The organism is Pseudomonas fluorescens, from assembly GCF_902497895.1.
Classification (GTDB): Bacteria; Pseudomonadota; Gammaproteobacteria; order Pseudomonadales; family Pseudomonadaceae; genus Aquipseudomonas; species Aquipseudomonas fluorescens_BP.
The window spans coordinates 18,409-37,231 of record NZ_CABVHQ010000045.1 but is presented as its reverse complement, the minus strand read 5'-3'; the positions used below and the strand labels follow the sequence as shown (position 1 = coordinate 37,231).

General features: G+C 60.1%; 18 protein-coding genes. 14 read left to right on the top strand and 4 right to left on the bottom strand.

The genetic code is table 11. The features are described from left to right. Nucleotides 1-197 precede the first annotated feature (197 nt). From F8N21_RS20875 to F8N21_RS20845, 7 genes are all read left to right on the top strand, one after another. Nucleotides 198-1,457, top strand: coding sequence for an AGE family epimerase/isomerase (locus tag F8N21_RS20875; protein ID WP_150643906.1), 1,260 nt, complete (start codon nt 198-200; stop codon nt 1,455-1,457). Nucleotides 1,458-1,573: 116 nt separating this feature from the next. Next, complete coding sequence (locus F8N21_RS20870) at nt 1,574-2,854, top strand: ABC transporter substrate-binding protein (protein ID WP_150643905.1); 1,281 nt, start codon at nt 1,574-1,576, stop codon at nt 2,852-2,854. A 124-nt stretch (nt 2,855-2,978) separates the two neighbouring features. Further along, nucleotides 2,979-3,887 carry a carbohydrate ABC transporter permease gene (locus F8N21_RS20865; RefSeq protein ID WP_150643904.1) on the top strand — a complete coding sequence of 303 codons (909 nt, stop codon included), beginning with the start codon at nt 2,979-2,981 and terminating at the stop codon, nt 3,885-3,887. After that, on the top strand, nt 3,880-4,725 hold the full coding sequence (locus F8N21_RS20860) for a carbohydrate ABC transporter permease (RefSeq protein ID WP_150643903.1): 846 nt from the start codon (nt 3,880-3,882) through the stop codon (nt 4,723-4,725). Before F8N21_RS20865 ends, F8N21_RS20860 begins: the two co-directional genes overlap by 8 nt. A 3-nt stretch (nt 4,726-4,728) precedes the next feature. Continuing rightward, nucleotides 4,729-5,889 carry an ABC transporter ATP-binding protein gene (locus tag F8N21_RS20855; protein WP_150643902.1) on the top strand — a complete coding sequence of 387 codons (1,161 nt, stop codon included), beginning with the start codon at nt 4,729-4,731 and terminating at the stop codon, nt 5,887-5,889. A gap of 171 nt (nt 5,890-6,060) precedes the next feature. Beyond that, a complete protein-coding gene (locus tag F8N21_RS20850) occupies nt 6,061-7,407 on the top strand; it encodes a carbohydrate porin (RefSeq protein ID WP_150643901.1) in 1,347 nt (448 codons plus the stop codon). A gap of 188 nt (nt 7,408-7,595) precedes the next feature. Then, nucleotides 7,596-8,450 carry a D-hexose-6-phosphate mutarotase gene (locus tag F8N21_RS20845; protein WP_150643900.1) on the top strand — a complete coding sequence of 285 codons (855 nt, stop codon included), beginning with the start codon at nt 7,596-7,598 and terminating at the stop codon, nt 8,448-8,450. Between the two features lie 98 nt (nt 8,451-8,548). Here the strand turns inward: F8N21_RS20845 and F8N21_RS20840 are convergent, their stop codons facing one another. Further along, the gene (locus F8N21_RS20840; RefSeq protein WP_191624367.1) at nt 8,549-9,409 is read right to left on the bottom strand and encodes a MurR/RpiR family transcriptional regulator; all 861 of its coding nucleotides are present in this window, start codon (nt 9,407-9,409) and stop codon (nt 8,549-8,551) included. 206 nt (nt 9,410-9,615) lie between these two features. On the opposite strand from F8N21_RS20840, the gene zwf reads away from it, so the two are divergent. Genes zwf through F8N21_RS20825 form a run of 3 tightly spaced genes read left to right on the top strand, consistent with a single transcriptional unit; the run spans nt 9,616 to nt 12,468 of the window. Further along, nucleotides 9,616-11,085, top strand: coding sequence for a glucose-6-phosphate dehydrogenase (zwf, locus tag F8N21_RS20835; protein WP_150643898.1), 1,470 nt, complete (start codon nt 9,616-9,618; stop codon nt 11,083-11,085). Further along, nucleotides 11,072-11,785, top strand: a complete 714-nt coding sequence (pgl, locus tag F8N21_RS20830; RefSeq protein ID WP_150643897.1) for a 6-phosphogluconolactonase — start codon at nt 11,072-11,074, stop codon at nt 11,783-11,785. Before zwf ends, pgl begins: the two co-directional genes overlap by 14 nt. A 17-nt stretch (nt 11,786-11,802) precedes the next feature. Then, nucleotides 11,803-12,468 carry a bifunctional 4-hydroxy-2-oxoglutarate aldolase/2-dehydro-3-deoxy-phosphogluconate aldolase gene (locus tag F8N21_RS20825; RefSeq protein WP_150643896.1) on the top strand — a complete coding sequence of 222 codons (666 nt, stop codon included), beginning with the start codon at nt 11,803-11,805 and terminating at the stop codon, nt 12,466-12,468. Nucleotides 12,469-12,744: 276 nt separating this feature from the next. Here the strand turns inward: F8N21_RS20825 and F8N21_RS20820 are convergent, their stop codons facing one another. Together F8N21_RS20820 and F8N21_RS20815 are read right to left on the bottom strand one after the other, a co-directional pair. Beyond that, complete coding sequence (locus F8N21_RS20820) at nt 12,745-13,926, bottom strand: aminotransferase class V-fold PLP-dependent enzyme (RefSeq protein WP_150643895.1); 1,182 nt, start codon at nt 13,924-13,926, stop codon at nt 12,745-12,747. Between the two features lie 11 nt (nt 13,927-13,937). Next, entirely contained in the window at nt 13,938-14,174 is a 237-nt protein-coding gene (locus tag F8N21_RS20815) for a DUF3820 family protein (protein ID WP_150643894.1), read from the bottom strand. 200 nt (nt 14,175-14,374) lie between these two features. Between F8N21_RS20815 and F8N21_RS20810 the strand changes: the two genes are divergently transcribed. From F8N21_RS20810 to F8N21_RS20795, 4 genes are all read left to right on the top strand, one after another. After that, a complete protein-coding gene (locus tag F8N21_RS20810; RefSeq protein ID WP_150643893.1) occupies nt 14,375-14,842 on the top strand; it encodes a ferritin-like domain-containing protein in 468 nt (155 codons plus the stop codon). A gap of 159 nt (nt 14,843-15,001) precedes the next feature. Next, nucleotides 15,002-16,999, top strand: coding sequence for an FUSC family protein (locus F8N21_RS20805; RefSeq protein ID WP_150643892.1), 1,998 nt, complete (start codon nt 15,002-15,004; stop codon nt 16,997-16,999). Next, nucleotides 16,986-17,192 carry a DUF1656 domain-containing protein gene (locus F8N21_RS20800; RefSeq protein WP_150643891.1) on the top strand — a complete coding sequence of 69 codons (207 nt, stop codon included), beginning with the start codon at nt 16,986-16,988 and terminating at the stop codon, nt 17,190-17,192. The genes F8N21_RS20805 and F8N21_RS20800 overlap by 14 nt, the downstream gene beginning before the upstream one ends. 10 nt (nt 17,193-17,202) lie before the next feature. Then, complete coding sequence (locus F8N21_RS20795) at nt 17,203-18,066, top strand: HlyD family secretion protein (protein WP_150643890.1); 864 nt, start codon at nt 17,203-17,205, stop codon at nt 18,064-18,066. Nucleotides 18,067-18,303: 237 nt separating this feature from the next. Here F8N21_RS20795 and F8N21_RS20790 read toward each other — a convergent pair whose 3' ends face one another. Next, nucleotides 18,304-18,774, bottom strand: coding sequence for a MaoC family dehydratase (locus F8N21_RS20790; RefSeq protein WP_150643889.1), 471 nt, complete (start codon nt 18,772-18,774; stop codon nt 18,304-18,306). Nucleotides 18,775-18,823: the final 49 nt, after the last annotated feature.

The window sequence follows — 18,823 nt, the reverse complement described above, 5'->3', positions numbered from 1 at the left end:
GCGGCGAAAAGATCGCAGCCTCGCTTCGCTCGACAGCTCCTACGGGGTGCACGCCGATCCAATGTAGGAGCTGCCGCAGGCTGCGATCTTTTGATCTTATGTCACTGATCGGTGACATTTCCCCGGTCCTTCGTTACCTGCATCTTCACAGGCCTTGTTTAGACTCCAGTCAGTCATAACAACAAAAAAGGCACCCCATGGACACCACTCCCGCAACGTCCGGCAGTTGGCTGAACGCACCTGCCCACCACGCCTGGCTCGCCGCCGAAGGCCAGCGCCTGCTGGCATTTGCCAAGGCCTCGAAGGTCGCCGAAGGCTTTGGCAATCTCGACTATCTGGGCTGCCTGCCGGCCGATGCCCAAGCCGACACCCTGAACACCGCGCGCATGACCCACAGCTTTGCCATGGCGCACATCCAGGGCATTCCCGGGTTTGCCGGGTTGATCGACCACGGCATCGCCGCCCTGAGCGGACCGCTACGTGACACCGAACACGCTGGCTGGTTTGCTGCGCCGTTCCACCGCGACGGCAACACGGACAAATCCGCCTACCTGCATGCCTTTGTCGCGCTGGCTGCCAGCTCCGCGGTAGTCGCCGGGCGCCCGGGTGCACAGGTCTTGCTGGCGGAGGCGATCAAGGTGATCGACGAGCATTTCTGGCGCGAGGAGGAGGGCGCCATGGGCGAATCCTTCAATCGCGACTGGCGCTCCGAGGAGGCTTATCGCGGCGCCAACAGCAATATGCACGCAACCGAGGCCTTTCTGGCCCTGGCGGATGTCACTCAGGACCACCGCTGGCTGGACCGCGCCTTGCGCATCGTCGAGCGAGTGATTCATACCCATGCCGCGGCCAACGAGTTCATGGTCATCGAGCATTTCGATCGTCACTGGCAGCCGCTACGCGAATACAACCAGGACAATCCTGCCGACGGCTTCCGTCCCTACGGCACCACTCCCGGTCACGGTTTCGAATGGGCGCGATTGGTGCTGCACCTTGAAGCGGCACGCCATGGGTTGGGGCTCCAGACTCCTGAGTGGTTGTTGATCGACGCGCAACAACTGTTCGAGAGCAATTGTCTGCACGGCTGGGAGGTCGATGGCGCACCGGGCATCGTCTACACCCTGGACTGGGACAAGCGCCCGGTGATTCGCCAGCGCTTGCACTGGACCCATGCCGAAGCCAGCGCCGCCGCCAGCGCCTTGCTCAAACGCACCGGGGAGCAACGTTACGAAACCTGGTATCGGCGCTTCTGGGAGTTCAGCGAGAGCCGGTTGATCGACCGGGTCAACGGTAGCTGGCATCACGAACTGGACCCGCAGAACCGGCCCAGCGCCGATATCTGGGCTGGCAAACCCGATCTCTATCACGCCTGGCAAGCCGTCCTGCTGCCCCGCTTGCCGCTGGCGCCGAGCATGGCCACCGCGTTGGCGCAGTTATCCGGGAACGCGGCTGTGTAACCATGTGGTGACATTTACCCATCCCTTCGTTACCTGCGAAGGCCAAAGTCCTGGTTAAAATCCTATGCAGCGCAAGCACCAGACTTGCATGCATAACAACAAGAAAGGTACTTCATATGAATGCGATCACTCGCCTCGCCACTGTCATTTCACTCGCCTCGTTGTTTCCTTTCAGCGCCCTTGCTGCCGATGCCAAAGGTACGGTGGAAGTTGTGCACTGGTGGACCTCGGGTGGCGAAGCCAAAGCGGTCAAAGTCCTGGAAAATCTCGTTGAAAAAGACGGCTACGAGTGGAAAGACAGCGCTGTCGCCGGTGGTGGCGGTGCCGCGGCCATGACCGTGCTGAAAACCCGCGCGGTCTCTGGCAACCCGCCTTCTGCCGCACAGATCAAAGGCCCCGACCTGCAAGAGTGGGGCGCACTGGGTCTGCTGACCAACCTCGATGAAGTCTCCAGCCAGAACAACTGGGACAAGCTGCTCTCCAAGACCGTTTCCGACACCATGAAATACGACGGGCATTACGTCGCCGTGCCGGTGAACATTCACCGGGTCAACTGGCTGTGGATCAACCCTGAAGTCTTCAAAAAAGCCGGCATCGACAAAGCCCCGACCACCCTCGAAGAATTCTATGCCGCTGGCGACAAGCTCAGGGCCGCCGGTTTCATCCCGCTGGCTCATGGTGGTCAGCCTTGGCAGGACAGCACGGTGTTCGAAAACCTGGTGCTGAGCATCATGGGTGCCGATGGCTACAAGAAAGCCTTCATCGACCTCGATGAGAAAACCCTGACCGGCGAGAAGATGGTTGAAGTCTTCACTGCCCTGAAAAAAGTCGGCGGCTACATGGACGAAAACCGCGCCGGGCGTGACTGGAACATTGCCGCTGCCGAAGTCATCAATGGCAAGGCCGGCATGCAGATCATGGGCGATTGGGCCAAGAGCGAATGGACCGCGGCCGACAAGGTCGCCGGCAAGGATTACCAATGCGTGCCGTTCCCCGGCACCCAAGGCAGCTACACCTACAACATCGACTCCCTGGCGATGTTCAAGCTGTCGGCGAAGAACAACACCCCGGGCAATATCGCGGCGCAAAACGATGTGGCGAAGATCGCTCTGGAGCCTGAATTCCAGTACGTGTTCAACCAGAACAAAGGCTCGATCCCGGTGCGCAATGACCTCGACATGAGCAAGTTCGACGCCTGTGGCCAGGCGTCGGCGAAGGACTTCGCCGAAGCGGACAAAAACGCCAAGCTGGAGCCGAGCATGGCCCACAACATGGCCACGAGCCTGGCGGTACAGGGCGCGATTTTCGACGTGGTGACCAACTTCATGAGCGACAAGAATGCCGACCCGGCCAAGGCCGGCAAGCAGATGTCCTCGGCGATCAAAGCCGCCCGGTAACAGCTGCACCCGCCGCAGGCACGCCTGCGGCCAATCCCTCACCGTTGCCTGCACGGCATGAGCCCCGGCCCATGTTGCTGGAGGCGCTCGGTCTGGATTTCACTCCTTCAACAGGACTTTTCCGATGAGCTCTGTGGCGGTAATGCGCAAAACCTCACCGTTCGATGCACTGCAGCGTTGGCTACCCAAGTTGGTGCTGGCGCCAAGCATGCTGATCGTGCTGGTCGGTTTCTACGGTTACATAATCTGGACATTCATTCTGTCCTTCACCAACTCCAGCTTTATGCCGAGCTACAAGTGGGTCGGCCTGCAGCAATACATTCGCTTGCTGGACAACGATCGCTGGTGGGTCGCGAGCAAGAACCTCGCGGTCTTCGGTGGGATGTTTATCGGTATCAGCCTGGTGCTGGGGGTGTTTCTCGCGGTGCTGCTGGACCAGCGGATTCGCAAGGAAGGCTTCATTCGCACCATCTACCTGTACCCGATGGCGCTGTCGATGATCGTCACCGGTACTGCCTGGAAATGGCTGCTCAACCCCGGCCTGGGGCTGGACAAGATGATGCGCGACTGGGGCTGGGAGGGCTTCCGTCTGGACTGGCTGGTGGATCAGGATCGGGTCGTGTATTGCCTGGTGATCGCCGCAGTCTGGCAGGCCTCGGGCTTTGTCATGGCGATGTTCCTGGCGGGACTGCGCGGGGTCGATCAGTCGATCATCCGCGCTGCCCAGGTCGACGGTGCGAGCCTGCCGACCATCTATCTGCGCATCGTCCTGCCAAGCCTGCGCCCGGTGTTTTTCAGCGCGTTCATGATCCTCGCGCATATCGCGATCAAGAGTTTCGACCTGGTGGCGGCGATGACCGCCGGCGGTCCGGGTTACTCCTCCGATCTGCCGGCGATGTTCATGTATTCCTTCACCTTCAGCCGTGGCCAGATGGGCATCGGGTCAGCCAGCGCAATGATGATGCTCGGCGCGATCCTGGCGATTCTGGTGCCGTACCTGTACTCCGAATTGCGAGGTAAGCGCCATGAGTAATCAGCTTGGCAAACCGGCCCTGAGTCTGAGCCGCGTGGCCATTTACGCGACCTTGTTGCTGGCTGCCGCGGTGTACCTGATCCCGCTGGTGGTGATGCTGCTGACCAGCTTCAAGAGCCCCGAAGACATCCGCACCGGCAACCTCCTGAGCTGGCCGCAGGTGATCGACGGCATTGGCTGGATCAAGGCCTGGGACACGGTCGGCGGCTACTTCTGGAACTCGGTGAAAATCACCGTTCCAGCGGTGTTGATCTCGACCTTCATCGGCGCGATGAACGGCTACGTGTTGTCGATGTGGCGCTTCCGTGGCTCGCAGCTGTTCTTCGGGCTGTTGCTGTTCGGTTGCTTCCTGCCGTTCCAGACCGTGCTGCTGCCGGCCTCGTTCACCGTCGGCAAGCTCGGCCTGGCGAACACCACTACGGGCCTGGTGCTGGTGCACGTGGTTTACGGCCTGGCGTTCACCACGCTGTTCTTCCGTAACTACTACGTGAGCATCCCCGATGCACTGGTCAAGGCGGCGCGGCTGGATGGCGCGGGGTTCTTCACCATCTTCGGGCGGATCCTGCTGCCGATGTCGGTGCCGATCATCATGGTCTGCCTGATCTGGCAGTTCACTCAGATCTGGAACGACTTTCTGTTCGGGGTGGTGTTCGCCAGTGGCGATGCACAGCCGATTACCGTGGCCCTGAACAATCTGGTCAACACCAGCACCGGGGCCAAGGAATACAACGTTGATATGGCAGCGGCGATGATCGCCGGGTTACCGACACTGCTGGTCTACATATTCGCTGGCAAGTATTTCCTGCGTGGGCTGACGTCCGGCGCGGTCAAGGGGTAGAACATGGCAACTCTCGAATTACGCAACGTCAACAAAACCTACGGCAGCGGTTTGCCGGACACCCTGAAAAACATCGAACTGAAGATCGATGACGGTGAGTTCCTGATCCTCGTCGGCCCGTCCGGCTGTGGCAAGTCGACCTTGATGAATTGCATCGCCGGCCTGGAAAACATCAGCGGCGGCTCGATCCTGGTGGACGACTCCGACATCAGCGGCATGAGCCCGAAAGATCGCGACATCGCCATGGTCTTTCAGTCCTATGCGCTGTACCCGACCATGAGCGTGCGCGACAACATCGCCTTCGGTTTGAAGATTCGCAAAATGCCGGCGGCCGAGATCGAAGAAGAAGTCGCCCGCGTCGCCAAGCTGCTGCAAATCGAACACCTGCTCGGGCGCAAGCCCGGCCAGCTTTCCGGTGGTCAGCAACAGCGGGTGGCCATGGGCCGCGCACTGGCGCGGCGGCCGAAGATTTATCTGTTCGACGAACCGCTGTCCAACCTCGACGCCAAGCTGCGGGTCGAGATGCGCACCGAAATGAAACTGATGCACCAGCGCCTGAAAACCACCACGGTCTATGTCACCCACGATCAGATCGAAGCCATGACCCTGGGCGACAAGGTGGCGGTGATGAAGGACGGGATCATTCAGCAATTCGGTACGCCGAAAGATATCTACAACAACCCGGCCAACCTGTTCGTGGCGAGCTTCATCGGTTCGCCGCCGATGAACTTCATCCCGCTGCGCTTGCAACGCAAGGAAGGCCGCCTGCTGGCTCTGCTCGACAGCGGTCAGGCGCGCTGCGAGCTGCCGCTGGGTATGCAGGATGCCGGCCTCGAAGATCGCGAAGTGATCCTCGGCATGCGTCCGGAGCAGATCGTGCTGGCGCCGAGCGAGCCCAATGGTCTGCCGACTATTCGCGCCGAAGTCCAGGTTACCGAGCCCACCGGGCCGGACACCCTGGTGTTCGTCAACCTCAACGAAACCAAGGTCTGCTGCCGCCTGGCGCCGGACGTCGCGCCCGCTGTCGGCGAGACCCTGACCCTGCAATTCGATCCTTCCAAAGTGCTGCTGTTCGACGCCAAGACCGGAGAACGCCTGGGGGCTGCCGGTCAACCGAAAGCCGAGACTCGAGCCGCCAACGTCGCACAATTCAAAGGCCGCTGAAGATCAAAAAATGTGGGAGCGAGCTTGCTCGCGATAGCGGACTGACATTCAACATCAATGTCGATTGCTACACCGCCATCGCGAGCAAGCTCGCTCCCACAGGGGAATGTGCAACCGATGTAAGCCGCGTTAGATAAAAACAGCTAATAACAATAAAACGAGGATGTAGGGATGATGATGAAGAACAACGCTCAGCTTATCTGCCAGTTGTCAGCGATTGCGTTGATGAGTCTGGCAGGCAGCGTGCAGGCTGCTGAGGCGTTCAGCTCCGAGTCGCAATGGATGACAGGTGACTGGGGGGGCGAGCGGACCAGGTTGATCGAAGCGGGCTACGATTTCACCCTGGAGTACGTGGGCGAAGTCGGTTCCAACCTCAAGGGTGGTTACAACGACGACACCACCGCACGTTACAGTGACCAGTTCGCGATCGGCGCGAAACTGGATCTGGAAAAGATCTTCGGCTGGAACGACGCCGAATTCAAACTGGCGATAACCGAGCGTAGCGGTCGCAACATTTCCAACGACCGTATCGGCGATCCGCGTGCAGGCACTCTCAGTTCCTCGCAGGAAGTCTGGGGCCGTGGGCAGACCTGGCGTCTGACTCAGTTGTGGGTCAAGCAGAAGTACTTCGACGGCGCGCTGGATATCAAGGTCGGCTATTTCGGTGAAGGCGAAGACTTCAACACCTTCCCGTGCGACTTCCAGAACCTGGCGTTCTGCGGCTCGCAAGTGGGTAACTGGGTCGGCGACATCTGGTACAACTGGCCCGTCAGCCAGGCGGCGATCCGTGTGAAGTACAACATCACACCTGAGTTCTACGCACAAATCGGTGCCTATAACCAGAACCCGTCGCAACTGGAAACCGGCAATGGTTTCAAACTCAGCGGCAGCGGTACCGCTGGCACCATCATCCCGGTCGAGCTGGTTTGGTCACCCAAGGTCAACAGCCTGCCGGGCGAGTACCGCGTTGGTTACTACAAAAGCACCGCCAAGGCCAATGATGTGTTGAAGGACGCCAATGGTCAGGACGCGGCAACGAGCGGCAATGCCTATCGCAGCCACAGCAGCAAGTCCGGCTACTGGTTCGTGGCGCAGCAGCAACTCACCGACCACAACGGTGACCAGAGCCGCGGCCTGAACATTGCTGCCAATGCTACCTTCCATGACAAGGACACCAACGTCGTCGACAACTACCAGCAGCTGATGCTGGTCTACAAAGGGCCGTTCAATGCCCGTCCGAAAGACGACATGGGCATCGGTATCGCGCGCATCCACGTCAATGAAGATGTGCAGAAAAACACCAGGCTGATCAACGCCGCCAACGGTATCGACGACTACGACAACCCAAGCTTCATGCCTGTGCGGGACACCGAGTACAACGCCGAGATCAACTACGGTTTCCATGTCACTAACTGGCTGACCGTGCGGCCTAACCTGCAATACATCAAACACCCGGGTGGAGTGGACCAAGTCGACGACGCGATCGTCGCCGGGCTGAAAATTCAGTCGGTGTTCTAACGCAGCTGCGATAAGCTCCCTCTCTATGTGCGCATTTTGCGGATGGCCCAGGCTGTCCGTTTTTTTTGGGGGGGATGTGCGGCCACTGTGGAAACACGAGTGGAGCACAATATTTGTGGCGAGGGAGCAAGCTCCCTCGCCACGATGATCTCAACTGGTAGGACAAATGATTTTCAGGACCGCGGCACATGCATGAGCACCCGCTACAACGCTTTTTCACCGCCCTGCGCGAACGCCCCACCTTTGCCTGGGAGCGTTATCAGGCGCGTGACGTGCTGGTGATCGATCATCCGCTGTGTCAGGCGGTGTTCAGCCGTCAGGGCGCACAACTGTTGCACTTTCAGCCACACGGGCAGAAACCCTGGCTCTGGTGTGCGGCGAAGTGGCCGCAGGTTGGGGCGATTCGTGGTGGCGTGCCGGTGTGCTGGCCCTGGTATGGCCGTCATCCCAGCGAAAACGCCTGGCCTTCCCATGGCTGGGCACGCTTGATTGACTGGAAGCTGCTCGACAGCAGCAGTCGCGACGACGGCGTGCGCCTGCACTGGCAATTGCAGCTGTGTGACTGGCAAGTGGACCTGCACGCGCACTTGGGGGAAAGCCTGGACTTGCGCCTGAGCACCGAGCATCAGGACAGCCTGCCGTGCCAGTTGAGTCATGCATTGCACGCCTACTGGCGTATTGGTGATGTTGGCGAGGTAGCGCTGTCTGGGCTCGATGGCGTGCAGGGTTATGACCAATTGAGTCGTCAGGCTTGCCAACAACAGGGCGAGTTGCGGGTCGAGGGCGGTTGCCAGCGGGTATTCCAGCATGACGGCGAATTGCAGCTGATTGATCACGCCTGGCAGCGCGAGTTGTGCATCGATACCGGGGACAGCGCCGACACCGTGGTCTGGCACCCCGGGCCGCGGCCGTTGTTGGGGGTGAGTGGGAGTGAAGTCTGCGGCTTCGTTTGCGTCGAAGCGGCCCGAGGCGGGACCGACAGCCTCAGCCTGGCGCCGGGGGAGAGGGCGCATTTGAGTTTGCAGGCGCGGGTCGGGGGGTAAAGCAAGATCAAAAGATCGCAGCCTGCGGCAGCTCCTACAAAGGACCGGCGTACACCTGTAGGAGCTGCCGCAGGCTGCGATCTTTTACGCGAAGCGTCCTAACTAAATTCATCCCCAATCGGATACCGGCTGGCGTTCAGGCTTTCCTTGATCTTGCGCAGGTGCGGCTGGAAGTCCACGCCGCGGCGCAGGGTCATGCCGGTGGCAAGCACGTCGAGCACCGTAAGCTGGATGATCCGCGAGGTCATCGGCATATAGATGTCGGTGTCTTCCGGCAGCGGGATGTTCAGGCTCAGGGTGCTGGCCTTGGCCAGGGGCGAGCCGGCGGCGGTCAGGCCGAGTACCGAAGCGCCGTTCTCCCGGGCAATGCGCGCCACTTCCACCAGTTCGCGGGTGCGGCCGGTGTAGGAAATGATCACGAACAATTCGCCGGTATGGGCCACTGAAGCAATCATCCGCTGCATCAGCACGTCGGCATGGGCGGTGACGGCCAGGTTGAAGCGGAAGAACTTGTGCTGGGCATCCAGGGCTACCGGGGCCGACGCGCCGAGACCGAAGAAGTGGATCTGCCGGGCCTGGATCAACAGGTCGACGGCGCGGCTGATCAGGTTCGGGTCCAGCGCCTGGCAGGCGCTGTCGAGGGACGCGATGGCGCTGCCGAAAATCTTCTGGGTATAGGCTTCGGGGTTGTCATCGGCCTCCACCGCACGGCTGACATAGGCCGCGCCGCTGGCCAGGCTCTGGGCCAGCTGCAGCTTGAGTTCCGGGTAGCCGCTGACGCCGAACGAGCGACAGAAACGGTTGACCGTCGGCTCGCTGACCGAAGCGGCCTGGGCGAGGGCGGCGATGCTGAAGCGGGTCGCTTGCTGCGGATTGAGCAGGATGACTTCGGCGACTTTACGTTCAGCCTTGTTCAATTCTTCGAGGCGTTTCTGGATCGTTTCCAGAAGGTTTCGCACGCGGTCCATTCGGATTTCCTTGGTCGGCTATGCAAATTGGGCCTTTGAATCGGCCCGTGGCGGTGGCCTATCCTACTGATGGCCTCGACCTACCACCACTCGGAATCTATATTTTGAGCAAATGTTGTGGTTATTACTACATTTTCCCTTGAATGATGCCTTGGAAAAAGGTATTTGTAGCTTAACTTGATAAAAGAACAAACATCATGCCTTCGATTACGGTTGAACCTTGCACCTTTGCCCTGTTCGGCGCCCTTGGCGATCTGGCGCTTCGCAAGTTGTTTCCTGCTTTGTATCAACTCGATGGCGCTGGCCTGCTGCACGAGGACACGCGAATTATCGCATTGGCCCGTGAGCCTGGCAGCGAGCAGCAGCATCTGGCCTTTATCGCGACCGAACTGCGCCGTTATGTAGGTGCCAAGGAGTTCGACGAAGCGCTGGCTGAACGCTTCCTGGCGCGCCTGAGCTATCTGCATGTCGACTTCCTCAAGGCTGACGATTATGTCGCCCTGGCCGAGCAGGCCGGAAGCAAGCAGCGGGTGATTGCCTACTTCGCCACGCCAGCGGCGGTCTACGGTGCGATCTGCGAGAACCTGTCGAAGGTCGGCCTGACCGAGAACACCCGTGTGGTGCTGGAAAAACCCATCGGCTCCGACCTCGAGTCGTCGCGCAAGGTCAACGATGCGGTGGCGCAGTACTTTCCGGAAAACCGCACCTACCGGATCGACCACTACCTGGGCAAAGAGACGGTACAGAACCTGATCGCCCTGCGCTTTGCCAACAGCCTGTTCGAAACCCAGTGGAACCAGAATTATATCTCCCACGTGGAAATCACTGTGGCCGAGAAGGTCGGTATCGAAGGTCGTTGGGGCTACTTCGACAAGGCTGGCCAGCTGCGGGACATGATTCAGAATCACCTGCTGCAGCTGCTCTGCCTGATCGCCATGGACCCGCCGGCCGACCTGTCCGCCGACAGCATCCGTGACGAAAAAGTAAAGGTGCTCAAGGCACTGGCGCCGATCAGCCCGGAAGGCCTGACCACCCAAGTGGTGCGCGGCCAGTACATCGCCGGTTACAGCGAAGGCAAGTCGGTACCGGGTTATCTGGAGGAAGAAAACTCCAACACCCAAAGCGACACCGAAACCTTCGTCGCGCTGCGTGCCGACATTCGCAACTGGCGTTGGGCCGGGGTGCCGTTTTACCTGCGCACCGGCAAGCGCATGCCGCAGAAACTGTCGCAAATCGTCATCCACTTCAAGGAACCGTCGCACTACATCTTCGCCCCCGAGCAGCGCCTGCAGATCAGCAACAAGCTGATCATCCGCCTGCAACCGGACGAAGGTATTTCCCTGCGGGTGATGACCAAGGAACAAGGCCTGGACAAGGGCATGCAGCTGCGCAGCGGTCCGTTGCAGCTGAATTTTTCCGATACCTACCGCAGCGCACGGATTCCCGATGCCTACGAGCGGTTGTTGCTGGAAGTCATGCGTGGCAATCAGAACCTGTTTGTCCGTAAAGATGAAATCGAAGCCGCGTGGAAATGGTGTGACCAGTTGATCGCCGGTTGGAAGAAATCCGGTGATGCGCCCAAGCCGTACGCGGCCGGGTCCTGGGGGCCGATGAGCTCGATTGCACTGATTACGCGAGATGGGAGGTCGTGGTATGGCGATATCTGAATTGAAACTGCCTCAGGGCGTCAGCGCCCATGAGTTCCGCAGCCCGGTGCTGCTGGCCGAAGGCCTGGCCCTGAAAGTGGCCAAGCAGTTAAGCGACGCTATCAGCGAGCGCGGCACTGCGGTGCTGGTGGTGTCCGGTGGGCGTAGCCCGGTGGCTTTTTTCCAGCACCTGGCCAAGCAGACGCTGGATTGGGCGAATGTGGTGGTCAGCCTGGCTGATGAGCGCTGGGTCCCGGTGGAGCATCCCGACAGCAATGCCGGCCTGCTCAAACGCTACCTGTTGCAAGGCCCGGCGGCCAACGCGCAGTTCCTCAGCCTTTACAGCGCTGCCGCCAACATTGAACGGGCTGCCGAGCACGCCGATCGCCTGCTGGCTGAGTTGCCTTCGATCGACGTACTGATTTTGGGCATGGGCGACGATGGGCATACCGCCTCGCTATTTCCAAAGAGCCCGAACCTTGAAGAAGCGCTCAAGGCCGATGGCTCGCGCCGTTGCTGGCCAATGCTGGCGCCAACCGTGCCCCATCAGCGCCTGAGCATGAGCCGTGCGCTACTGGCCTCGGCCAAGACCACCGTTCTGTCGATTTCCGGTCAGTCCAAACTGACCACCCTGAGTGCCGCACTGGCCGGCGACTCTGTCGCCGAAATGCCGATTCGCGCGTTTTTGCAACCTACGTTAGAGATTTACTGGTGCCCATGAGCCAAGGATCAGCCGCTATGACAAATCCACTCCCGACCGTTTCCATGGCGGACAAAGTTGCCCTGATCGACAGTCTCTGCGCCAAGGCGCGGATTCTGCCGGTGATCACCATCGCCCGCGAGCAAGACATTCTGCCGCTGGCCGATGCGCTGGCCGCTGGTGGTTTGACTGCCCTGGAAGTGACCCTGCGTTCACAGTTTGGCCTGCAGGCGATTCGTGTGCTGCGTGAACAACGCCCGGAGCTGGTCACCGGTGCCGGTACCGTGCTTGATCGCAGCATGCTTGCCGCTGCTGAAGCGGCCGGCTCGCAGTTCATCGTCACTCCAGGCATTACTCGCGACTTGCTTGAAGCCAGTGCCGACAGCCCGATTCCGCTGTTGCCAGGGATCAGCAATGCGTCCGGGATCATGGAAGGCTACGCACTGGGTTACCGCCGCTTCAAGCTGTTCCCGGCGGAAGTCAGCGGCGGCGTCGCGGCGATCAAAGCCCTTGGCGGTCCGTTCGGCGAAGTGCGTTTCTGCCCGACTGGCGGCGTCACTCCGGCCAATATCAAGAGCTACATGGCGTTGAAGAATGTGATGTGCGTCGGCGGCAGCTGGATGCTGGATCCGGAGTGGATCAAAAATGGCGACTGGGCCCGGATCCAGGAATGCACCGCCGAGGCATTGGCTCTGCTGGACTGATTTGATTTTACTGAAAATCGTTGTTGTTCTACGGCTTTACGGCGCACTTGGTCAGTGCGCCGTTTTTTTTTGCCTGTAAGAAACAGGTATGCCTGATGTACTGCCATCCGTAGCAGCTGCCGCAGGCTGCGTTCGGCTGCGCAGCAGTCGTAAAATCAGGCACCGCGGTTTTTCAGGTTAACCGTGGAGGCAGGATCTGCGACTGCTTCGCAGCCGAACGCAGCCTGCGGCAGCTGTTACGGGGGAATGTGCGAAGCCAGAAATTCCTTTACTGACTCAGCTCAGTTCAATCAGCGCCTTGGCCAATAACCGCATATCCGCCGCGCTGGTGGTAAACCCCGGGGTAATCCGAATGCACGGCCCGCACGCCGAGCCACTGCGCACCACGGTAAACAGGTTGTAGTCGTTGAGCAGCCGCTCGGCCATCACCTGCTGATCGACGTGCCGGGTGAAGCGCATCGAGGTGATGCCGCAGTACAGTCGCGGGTCGTCCGGGGTCATCACTTCGATGCCCGGCAGTTTTTGAACTTCGTTCACCCACAGATTGCGCAAATAATTCAGTCGCGCGCCTTTGGCGGCCGAACCGCCCATGACCCGATGCTCCTCAAACACCAGCGGCAAGGTCAGCAGCGCCGGAATGTTCGGCGTGCTGTGGGCCGTGCGCGAGCGAATGTCGGTGATCGGGAAATGACTTTCTCCCATGTCCGGATCAATGTCGGCCAGACGCCGCGGGGCGATATAGAGAAAGCCCAGGGTCAGCGGCGCGCCGATCCATTTCTGCAGATTGAAACCGGCAAAGGAAATACCCAGCTCTTCGAGGTCGAACTCGATTTGGCCGAGGGCGTGGGCGCCGTCGAGGATCACATCGACCCCATGTCCCCGCGCCGCCGCGGCAATCGCCTGGACCGGCATCACCAGCCCGGTGCGGTGGGTTACGTGGGTCAGTGCCATCAGCTTCAGGCGCGGGTAGCGCACAAAAGCCTCGCGGTAGCTTGCCAGCAGGCTGTCGAAGCTGGCGGGGTGGGGATGTTCGATCTCGATCACTTCTACCCCGCGCTGGCGCGCCAGCCAGCGCATCGCGCCTTTGACCGTGCCGTACTCCAGGTCGCTGAGCAGCACTTGATCGCCCGGTTGCAAGCCGTTGTAGTTACGAATCAGCGATTGCAGGGCATCCGAGGCGCAACGGGTGAAGGCGACTGCGTTGGCGTCGACCCCCAACAAATCGGCCAGTTGCCCGCGAATCCGCACACTATCGACTTGTTCGAAATGCTGGCGCACATACACCGAGTTGCTGCGGTTGATGAAGGCGATATTGCGCTCGTATTCATCCACCACGGTGCGGCTCATGCGGCCGAAGTAACCGTTTTCCAGGTTGATGGGGCCTGGCTCGACTTCGTAGCGGTCGGCGAACATCTGCCAAAAAGCTTCATCGTAGGCGTGGTAAGAGTTCTCGGGCATGGTTGACTCGCTCAGTGTCGCGGTTTGGGTTTGCCGTGCTTGGCGCGCAACGGGTCGAGCAGGTCGGACAACCCGTTGTGATCGATCTCCTGCATCAACGCCAGCAATCCGCCTAATTCACCGTGAGGGAAACCCTGGCGAGCGAACCAGTTGAGGTATTGGCCGGGCAGGTCGGCAATGATGCGGCCCTTGTATTTGCCAAAGGGCATTTCGCGAGTGACCAGCAGTTCGAGCTTTTCGGGATTCATGGCACAGCCGTCTTGATTCTTCGTTCTGGAAAATACAGGCATTCTGCATGCAGGCCAAATGACAGATCATGCAAATAACGCGGATACAGATTTGCCTTTAAAAGTTAACTATTTGAAAAATAACGATAATGTTTCAGATCCAGACTGGCATGCGAGGTGCAACAGCTATTGCAACGCTCTCAACCTGGAGGAATTGAAAAATGACTGACTTGAATAAAGAAGCGATCTCAGTCCTGAACGATTTGATCGAGACTTGCAAGGACGGACAGGAAGGTTTCAAGACCTGTGCAAAAGACATCAAGCATCCTGAGCTCAAAGCACTGTTCATCAAACGATCGGACGACTGCGCCGCTGCCGCAGCTGAGCTGCAGACCGAGGTGCGTTCGATGGGTGGCGATCCGGAAATGTCTACCAGCGTCAGCGGGGATCTGCACCGTCGCTGGGTTGACCTCAAGTCGCTGGTCACCGGCAAGGACGAAGAAGCTGTGCTGAATGAAGCCGAACGCGGTGAAGACCACGCGTTGAAAGCTTATAAAAGCGCGCTGGAAACCATCAACAAGCATAACCTGGTGAGTATTCGTGATCTGGTAGAACGCCAATACCATGGCGTGCAACGCAATCACGACCAGGTAAAAGCCCTGCGCAATCAGGCGCGCGCCCGTTCTTGAGCGCCGCTCGCCCAGCAAAAACGCCAGCCAGTCTGGCGTTTTTTTATGAATCGGATTTAGCGCTGGACTAATATTAGTTAGCTAGCTAATAATTCTGCCCCGCTCATCCCCCCGCATTATCCCGACTATCGTTACGTTGTCGTTTCAAGGGTTCCTTCCGTGCGTATGACCTTGCAGGCTCTGCTTGCACCCGACCTTCCCGCGCTGCAATTCGCGATCAAGACTGTGCTCGGCGCTGGCCTGGCGCTGTGGCTGGCATTGCGCTGGGGGCTGGAGCAACCGGCCTGGGCTTTGATGACGGCAATTATCGTCGCGCAGCCGCTGTCTGGCATGGTGGTGCAGAAGGGGCTGGCCCGGCTGGTGGGCACCCTGGTGGGAACTTTCATGTCCGTGGTGTTCATGGGCCTGTTTGCCCAGACTCCCTGGTTGTTCTTGCTGGCTCTGGCGCTGTGGCTGGGGCTGTGCACGGCCAGTTCGACCTTGCTGCGCAGCGCCTGGTCCTATTCTTTTGTGCTGGCCGGATACACCGTGGCGATCATTGCCTTGCCGGCACTGACTCATCCACTGACGGTGTTCGATCAGGCCGTGGCGCGCTGCACGGAAATCAGCCTCGGGATCGTCTGCGCCACCGCCAGCAGTGCTTTGCTCTGGCCAATGCGAGTCGAACGGCAACTGGCCGACCAAGCGCGCACCGCCTGGCAGAGTGGCTTGCACGCCGCTCGTGCAACGCTGGCCGGCCATGCTCAGGCGCGTAAAGGACTGCTGGAAATTCTCGGGCGGATCGTCGCGGTGGATGCTCAGCGCGAGCATGCCTGGTTCGAGGGTGGCCGGGGTCGTCTGCGCGCCCGGGCCATCAGCGGCTTGAGTCAGAAACTGTTGATGCTGCTGCGGGTTGCCCGTTCGGCGCGCCGCCAATGGCGGCAACTGGACGAGCACGAGGCCGCGCAACTGGCGCCCTGGTTGAATGAAGTGCAGCAGGCGCTGGATGCCTCGGATGCCTCGGATGCCTCGGCTCTGCAAGCCTTGCGCCCGCGGGCGCAGGACGCCGCCCATGACCCGCAGTTCAGCCCGGCACAAAGTTATTGTCTGGCGCGTCTGGCCCTGCTGCTGGATACCGCTTTAGGGGCGGGGCTGGCCTTGCGTTCGGTGGAGGAGGGCAGCAGGCCGAGTGAGCAACCCAATACCCTGGCCCCCCATCGCGACCTCGGGTTGGCGCTGGTGTTTGGTGCTCGGAGTGCCTTGGCCTTTTTAACCGTCGCCTGCTTCTGGCTGGCGACCGCCTGGCCGGCTGCATCGGGGGCGATGCTGCTGACCGGCGTGGTCTGCAGTCTGTTTGCCAGCCGTGAAAATGGCGCGCAGATCGGCATGAGTTTTTTGCGCGGGATCCTGCTGGCGATCCCCGTGGCGTTTGTCGTCGGTGAAATCCTGTTGCCGCAATGGAGCGGCTTTCCAATGCTCTGCATGGCCATGGGCGTGCCGTTGTTCTTCGGCGCGCTGGGCATGGCCAAGCCACAGATCGGCGCGACGGCCACCTCCTTTTGTCTGCACTTTGTGGTGCTGGTGTCGCCGTTGAACGCGATGAAGTTTGACGTCGCGATCTTCCTCAACAGCGCCCAGGCGATAGTGCTCGGAGTCGGCGCAGCAGTGCTGGCCTTCCATTTGCTGATCCTGCGGGACCCGGCGTGGCACGGTCGCCGATTGCTGGCCGCGACCCTCGACGATCTGGTGCGGTTGACCCGGCGCAACCTGCGCGGCGCGGAAAGCTGGTTTGGCGGGCGCATGGCCGATCGGCTGCTGCAACTGGCGGGGTATTATCCGGAATTGCCGCAGCGGGCCCGCAGCCACTGGGATGATGGCTTGCTCGGGTTGGACATTGGCGATGAACTGCTGCATTTGCGCTTGAGCCTGGCTGTCGCGCAGGTGCCGGTCAGCAGACAGCAGCGCAACTATCTTCAGCAGTTGGAACAGGTGCTGGAGCAAGGGCCGGCCGTCAGCCGCGCCGATGCACTCGCGCAACCCACTGCGGCGTTGCTCAAAACCCTGCAAGCCTTGCCGCCCAGCGATGCACTGAAACTGGCCGAAGGCGCGGTGCTGCAATTGCACAACAGTTGGCGCAGCTGGTGTCGCCAGCAGGAGGAACACCATGGGGTTGCGTGAATGGTCGCTGGGCGGGGTTTTGCTCAGTCCGTTTCTGATTTATGTCGTGCTGGCCTTGCTGCTGACCGGAGCGTTGCGCATGTTGCTGCGCGTCACGCCGTTGGGACGCTGGATCTGGCACGAAGCACTGTTCGATTGTGCCTTGTACGTCTGCATATTGACCCTGGTCACCGTCGTCCTCGGACCCTTATAAGGAGTTGCCCATGCGTACATCGGTACGTGTCGCTATTACCCTGTGCCTGGTGGCAGTGGCGGTGTTCGCCGGCTTCCATCTGTGGCAGTACTACATGCTCACGCCCTGGACCCGGGATGCGAAGATTCGTGCCGACGTAGTGATTGTCGCGCCGGACGTTTCTGGATGGGTGCGCCAGCTCAAGGCCTACGATAACCAGCAGGTAAAAGCCGGGGATTTACTGTTGAGCATCGACCGCGAGCGTTTCGAAGCGGCCTTGGAAAAAGCCCAGGCGGTGGTGCAGACCCGTCAACAGCAACTCAGTTTGCGCGAGCATGAAGCGAGTCGCCGCGCCAGTCTCGGCCCGCAGGCGATCAGTGCCGAACTGCGGGAGAACGCGCAGATCAACGCCGGGATTGCCCGTGGCGAACTGCGCCAGGCCCAGGCTGAAGCCAAGGTCGCCGAACTCAACCTGGCCCGCAGTGAGGTGCATGCCCCACGCAGCGGGCACATCACCAACCTGCGTCTGGCTGAAGGCAACTACGTGAATGCCGGGGAGCCGGTGATGGCCTTGATCGATGATTCGACCTTCTACGTGCAAGCCTATTTCGAAGAGACAAAATTACCGCGGATTCAGGTCGGTGACCCGGTCAAGGTGTGGCTGATGAGCGCCGGCGAAGCGTTGCAAGGGCATGTCGAAAGCGTCAGCCGCGGCATCACCGACCGCAACGCGACGCCGGACGCGCAACTGCTGGCAGAGGTGGAGCCGACCTTTAACTGGGTACGTCTGGCGCAGCGGATTCCGGTGCGGATCAAGTTCGACAAACTGCCCGAAGGCATCAACCTGAGCGCGGGGATGACCGCGAGTGTGCAGGTGCAGGAGGGGAGCAGGTAGTTGACGCGCTGAGGCAGTTGTGGCGAGGGGGCTTGCCCCAGCACGTGGCAGCTGCCGAAGGCTGCGTTCGGCTGCGCAGCAGTCGTAAAATCAGGCACTGTGGTATTCCAGACAAACCGTGGACGCAAGATTTACGACTGCTTCGCAGCCGAACGCAGCCTTCGGCAGCTGCTACGGGGGAATGTGCGAAGCCACAAGTTCCTTAACTGACCGGCATTGACGCTTGCCCCCAAAAAATCAGCCGATACTGATCGTCGGCAAAGTCGGCAACGTCACGGCCTGCTGCTTGCGCGGCGCGAGGATCTCGGCCTCGCCATCCACCACCAACTCATCACGCTGGTTGAATACCCGGGTGGCGATGCGCACGCGGAATTTCGGCAGCTTCTCCAGGATTTCCAGGCGCACAGTCAGGATATCGCCGATCTTCACCGGTTTCTGGAAGCTCATTTGCTGACTCAGATAGATAGTGCCCGGCCCAGGTAATTCGCAGGCAACGGCAGCGCTGATCAGGGCGCCGCTGAACATACCGTGAGCGATGCGCTCCTTGAACATGGTCGCTGCGGCGAACTCGGCGTCCAGGTGCACCGGGTTGTGATCGCCGGACATCGCGGCAAACAGCTGAATATCACGCTCTTCGACAGTTTTACTGTAGCTGGCGGTCTGCCCGACTTCGAGGGCTTCGTAAGGGGTGTTGGTAACCTGGGTCATCTGTCTCGAGTCCTGTGACGAATTAAATTAACTTGCTTCGATTTTTGAA

Coding starts and splice junctions, on each gene's coding strand:
- F8N21_RS20875 (WP_150643906.1), top strand. CDS start 198: ATGGACACCACTCCCGCAACGTCCGGCAGTTGGCTGAACGCACCTGCC.
- F8N21_RS20870 (WP_150643905.1), top strand. CDS start 1,574: ATGAATGCGATCACTCGCCTCGCCACTGTCATTTCACTCGCCTCGTTG.
- F8N21_RS20865 (WP_150643904.1), top strand. CDS start 2,979: ATGAGCTCTGTGGCGGTAATGCGCAAAACCTCACCGTTCGATGCACTG.
- F8N21_RS20860 (WP_150643903.1), top strand. CDS start 3,880: ATGAGTAATCAGCTTGGCAAACCGGCCCTGAGTCTGAGCCGCGTGGCC.
- F8N21_RS20855 (WP_150643902.1), top strand. CDS start 4,729: ATGGCAACTCTCGAATTACGCAACGTCAACAAAACCTACGGCAGCGGT.
- F8N21_RS20850 (WP_150643901.1), top strand. CDS start 6,061: ATGATGATGAAGAACAACGCTCAGCTTATCTGCCAGTTGTCAGCGATT.
- F8N21_RS20845 (WP_150643900.1), top strand. CDS start 7,596: ATGCATGAGCACCCGCTACAACGCTTTTTCACCGCCCTGCGCGAACGC.
- zwf (WP_150643898.1), top strand. CDS start 9,616: ATGCCTTCGATTACGGTTGAACCTTGCACCTTTGCCCTGTTCGGCGCC.
- pgl (WP_150643897.1), top strand. CDS start 11,072: ATGGCGATATCTGAATTGAAACTGCCTCAGGGCGTCAGCGCCCATGAG.
- F8N21_RS20825 (WP_150643896.1), top strand. CDS start 11,803: ATGACAAATCCACTCCCGACCGTTTCCATGGCGGACAAAGTTGCCCTG.
- F8N21_RS20820 (WP_150643895.1), bottom strand. CDS start 13,926: ATGCCCGAGAACTCTTACCACGCCTACGATGAAGCTTTTTGGCAGATG.
- F8N21_RS20815 (WP_150643894.1), bottom strand. CDS start 14,174: ATGAATCCCGAAAAGCTCGAACTGCTGGTCACTCGCGAAATGCCCTTT.
- F8N21_RS20810 (WP_150643893.1), top strand. CDS start 14,375: ATGACTGACTTGAATAAAGAAGCGATCTCAGTCCTGAACGATTTGATC.
- F8N21_RS20800 (WP_150643891.1), top strand. CDS start 16,986: ATGGGGTTGCGTGAATGGTCGCTGGGCGGGGTTTTGCTCAGTCCGTTT.
- F8N21_RS20795 (WP_150643890.1), top strand. CDS start 17,203: ATGCGTACATCGGTACGTGTCGCTATTACCCTGTGCCTGGTGGCAGTG.
- F8N21_RS20790 (WP_150643889.1), bottom strand. CDS start 18,774: ATGACCCAGGTTACCAACACCCCTTACGAAGCCCTCGAAGTCGGGCAG.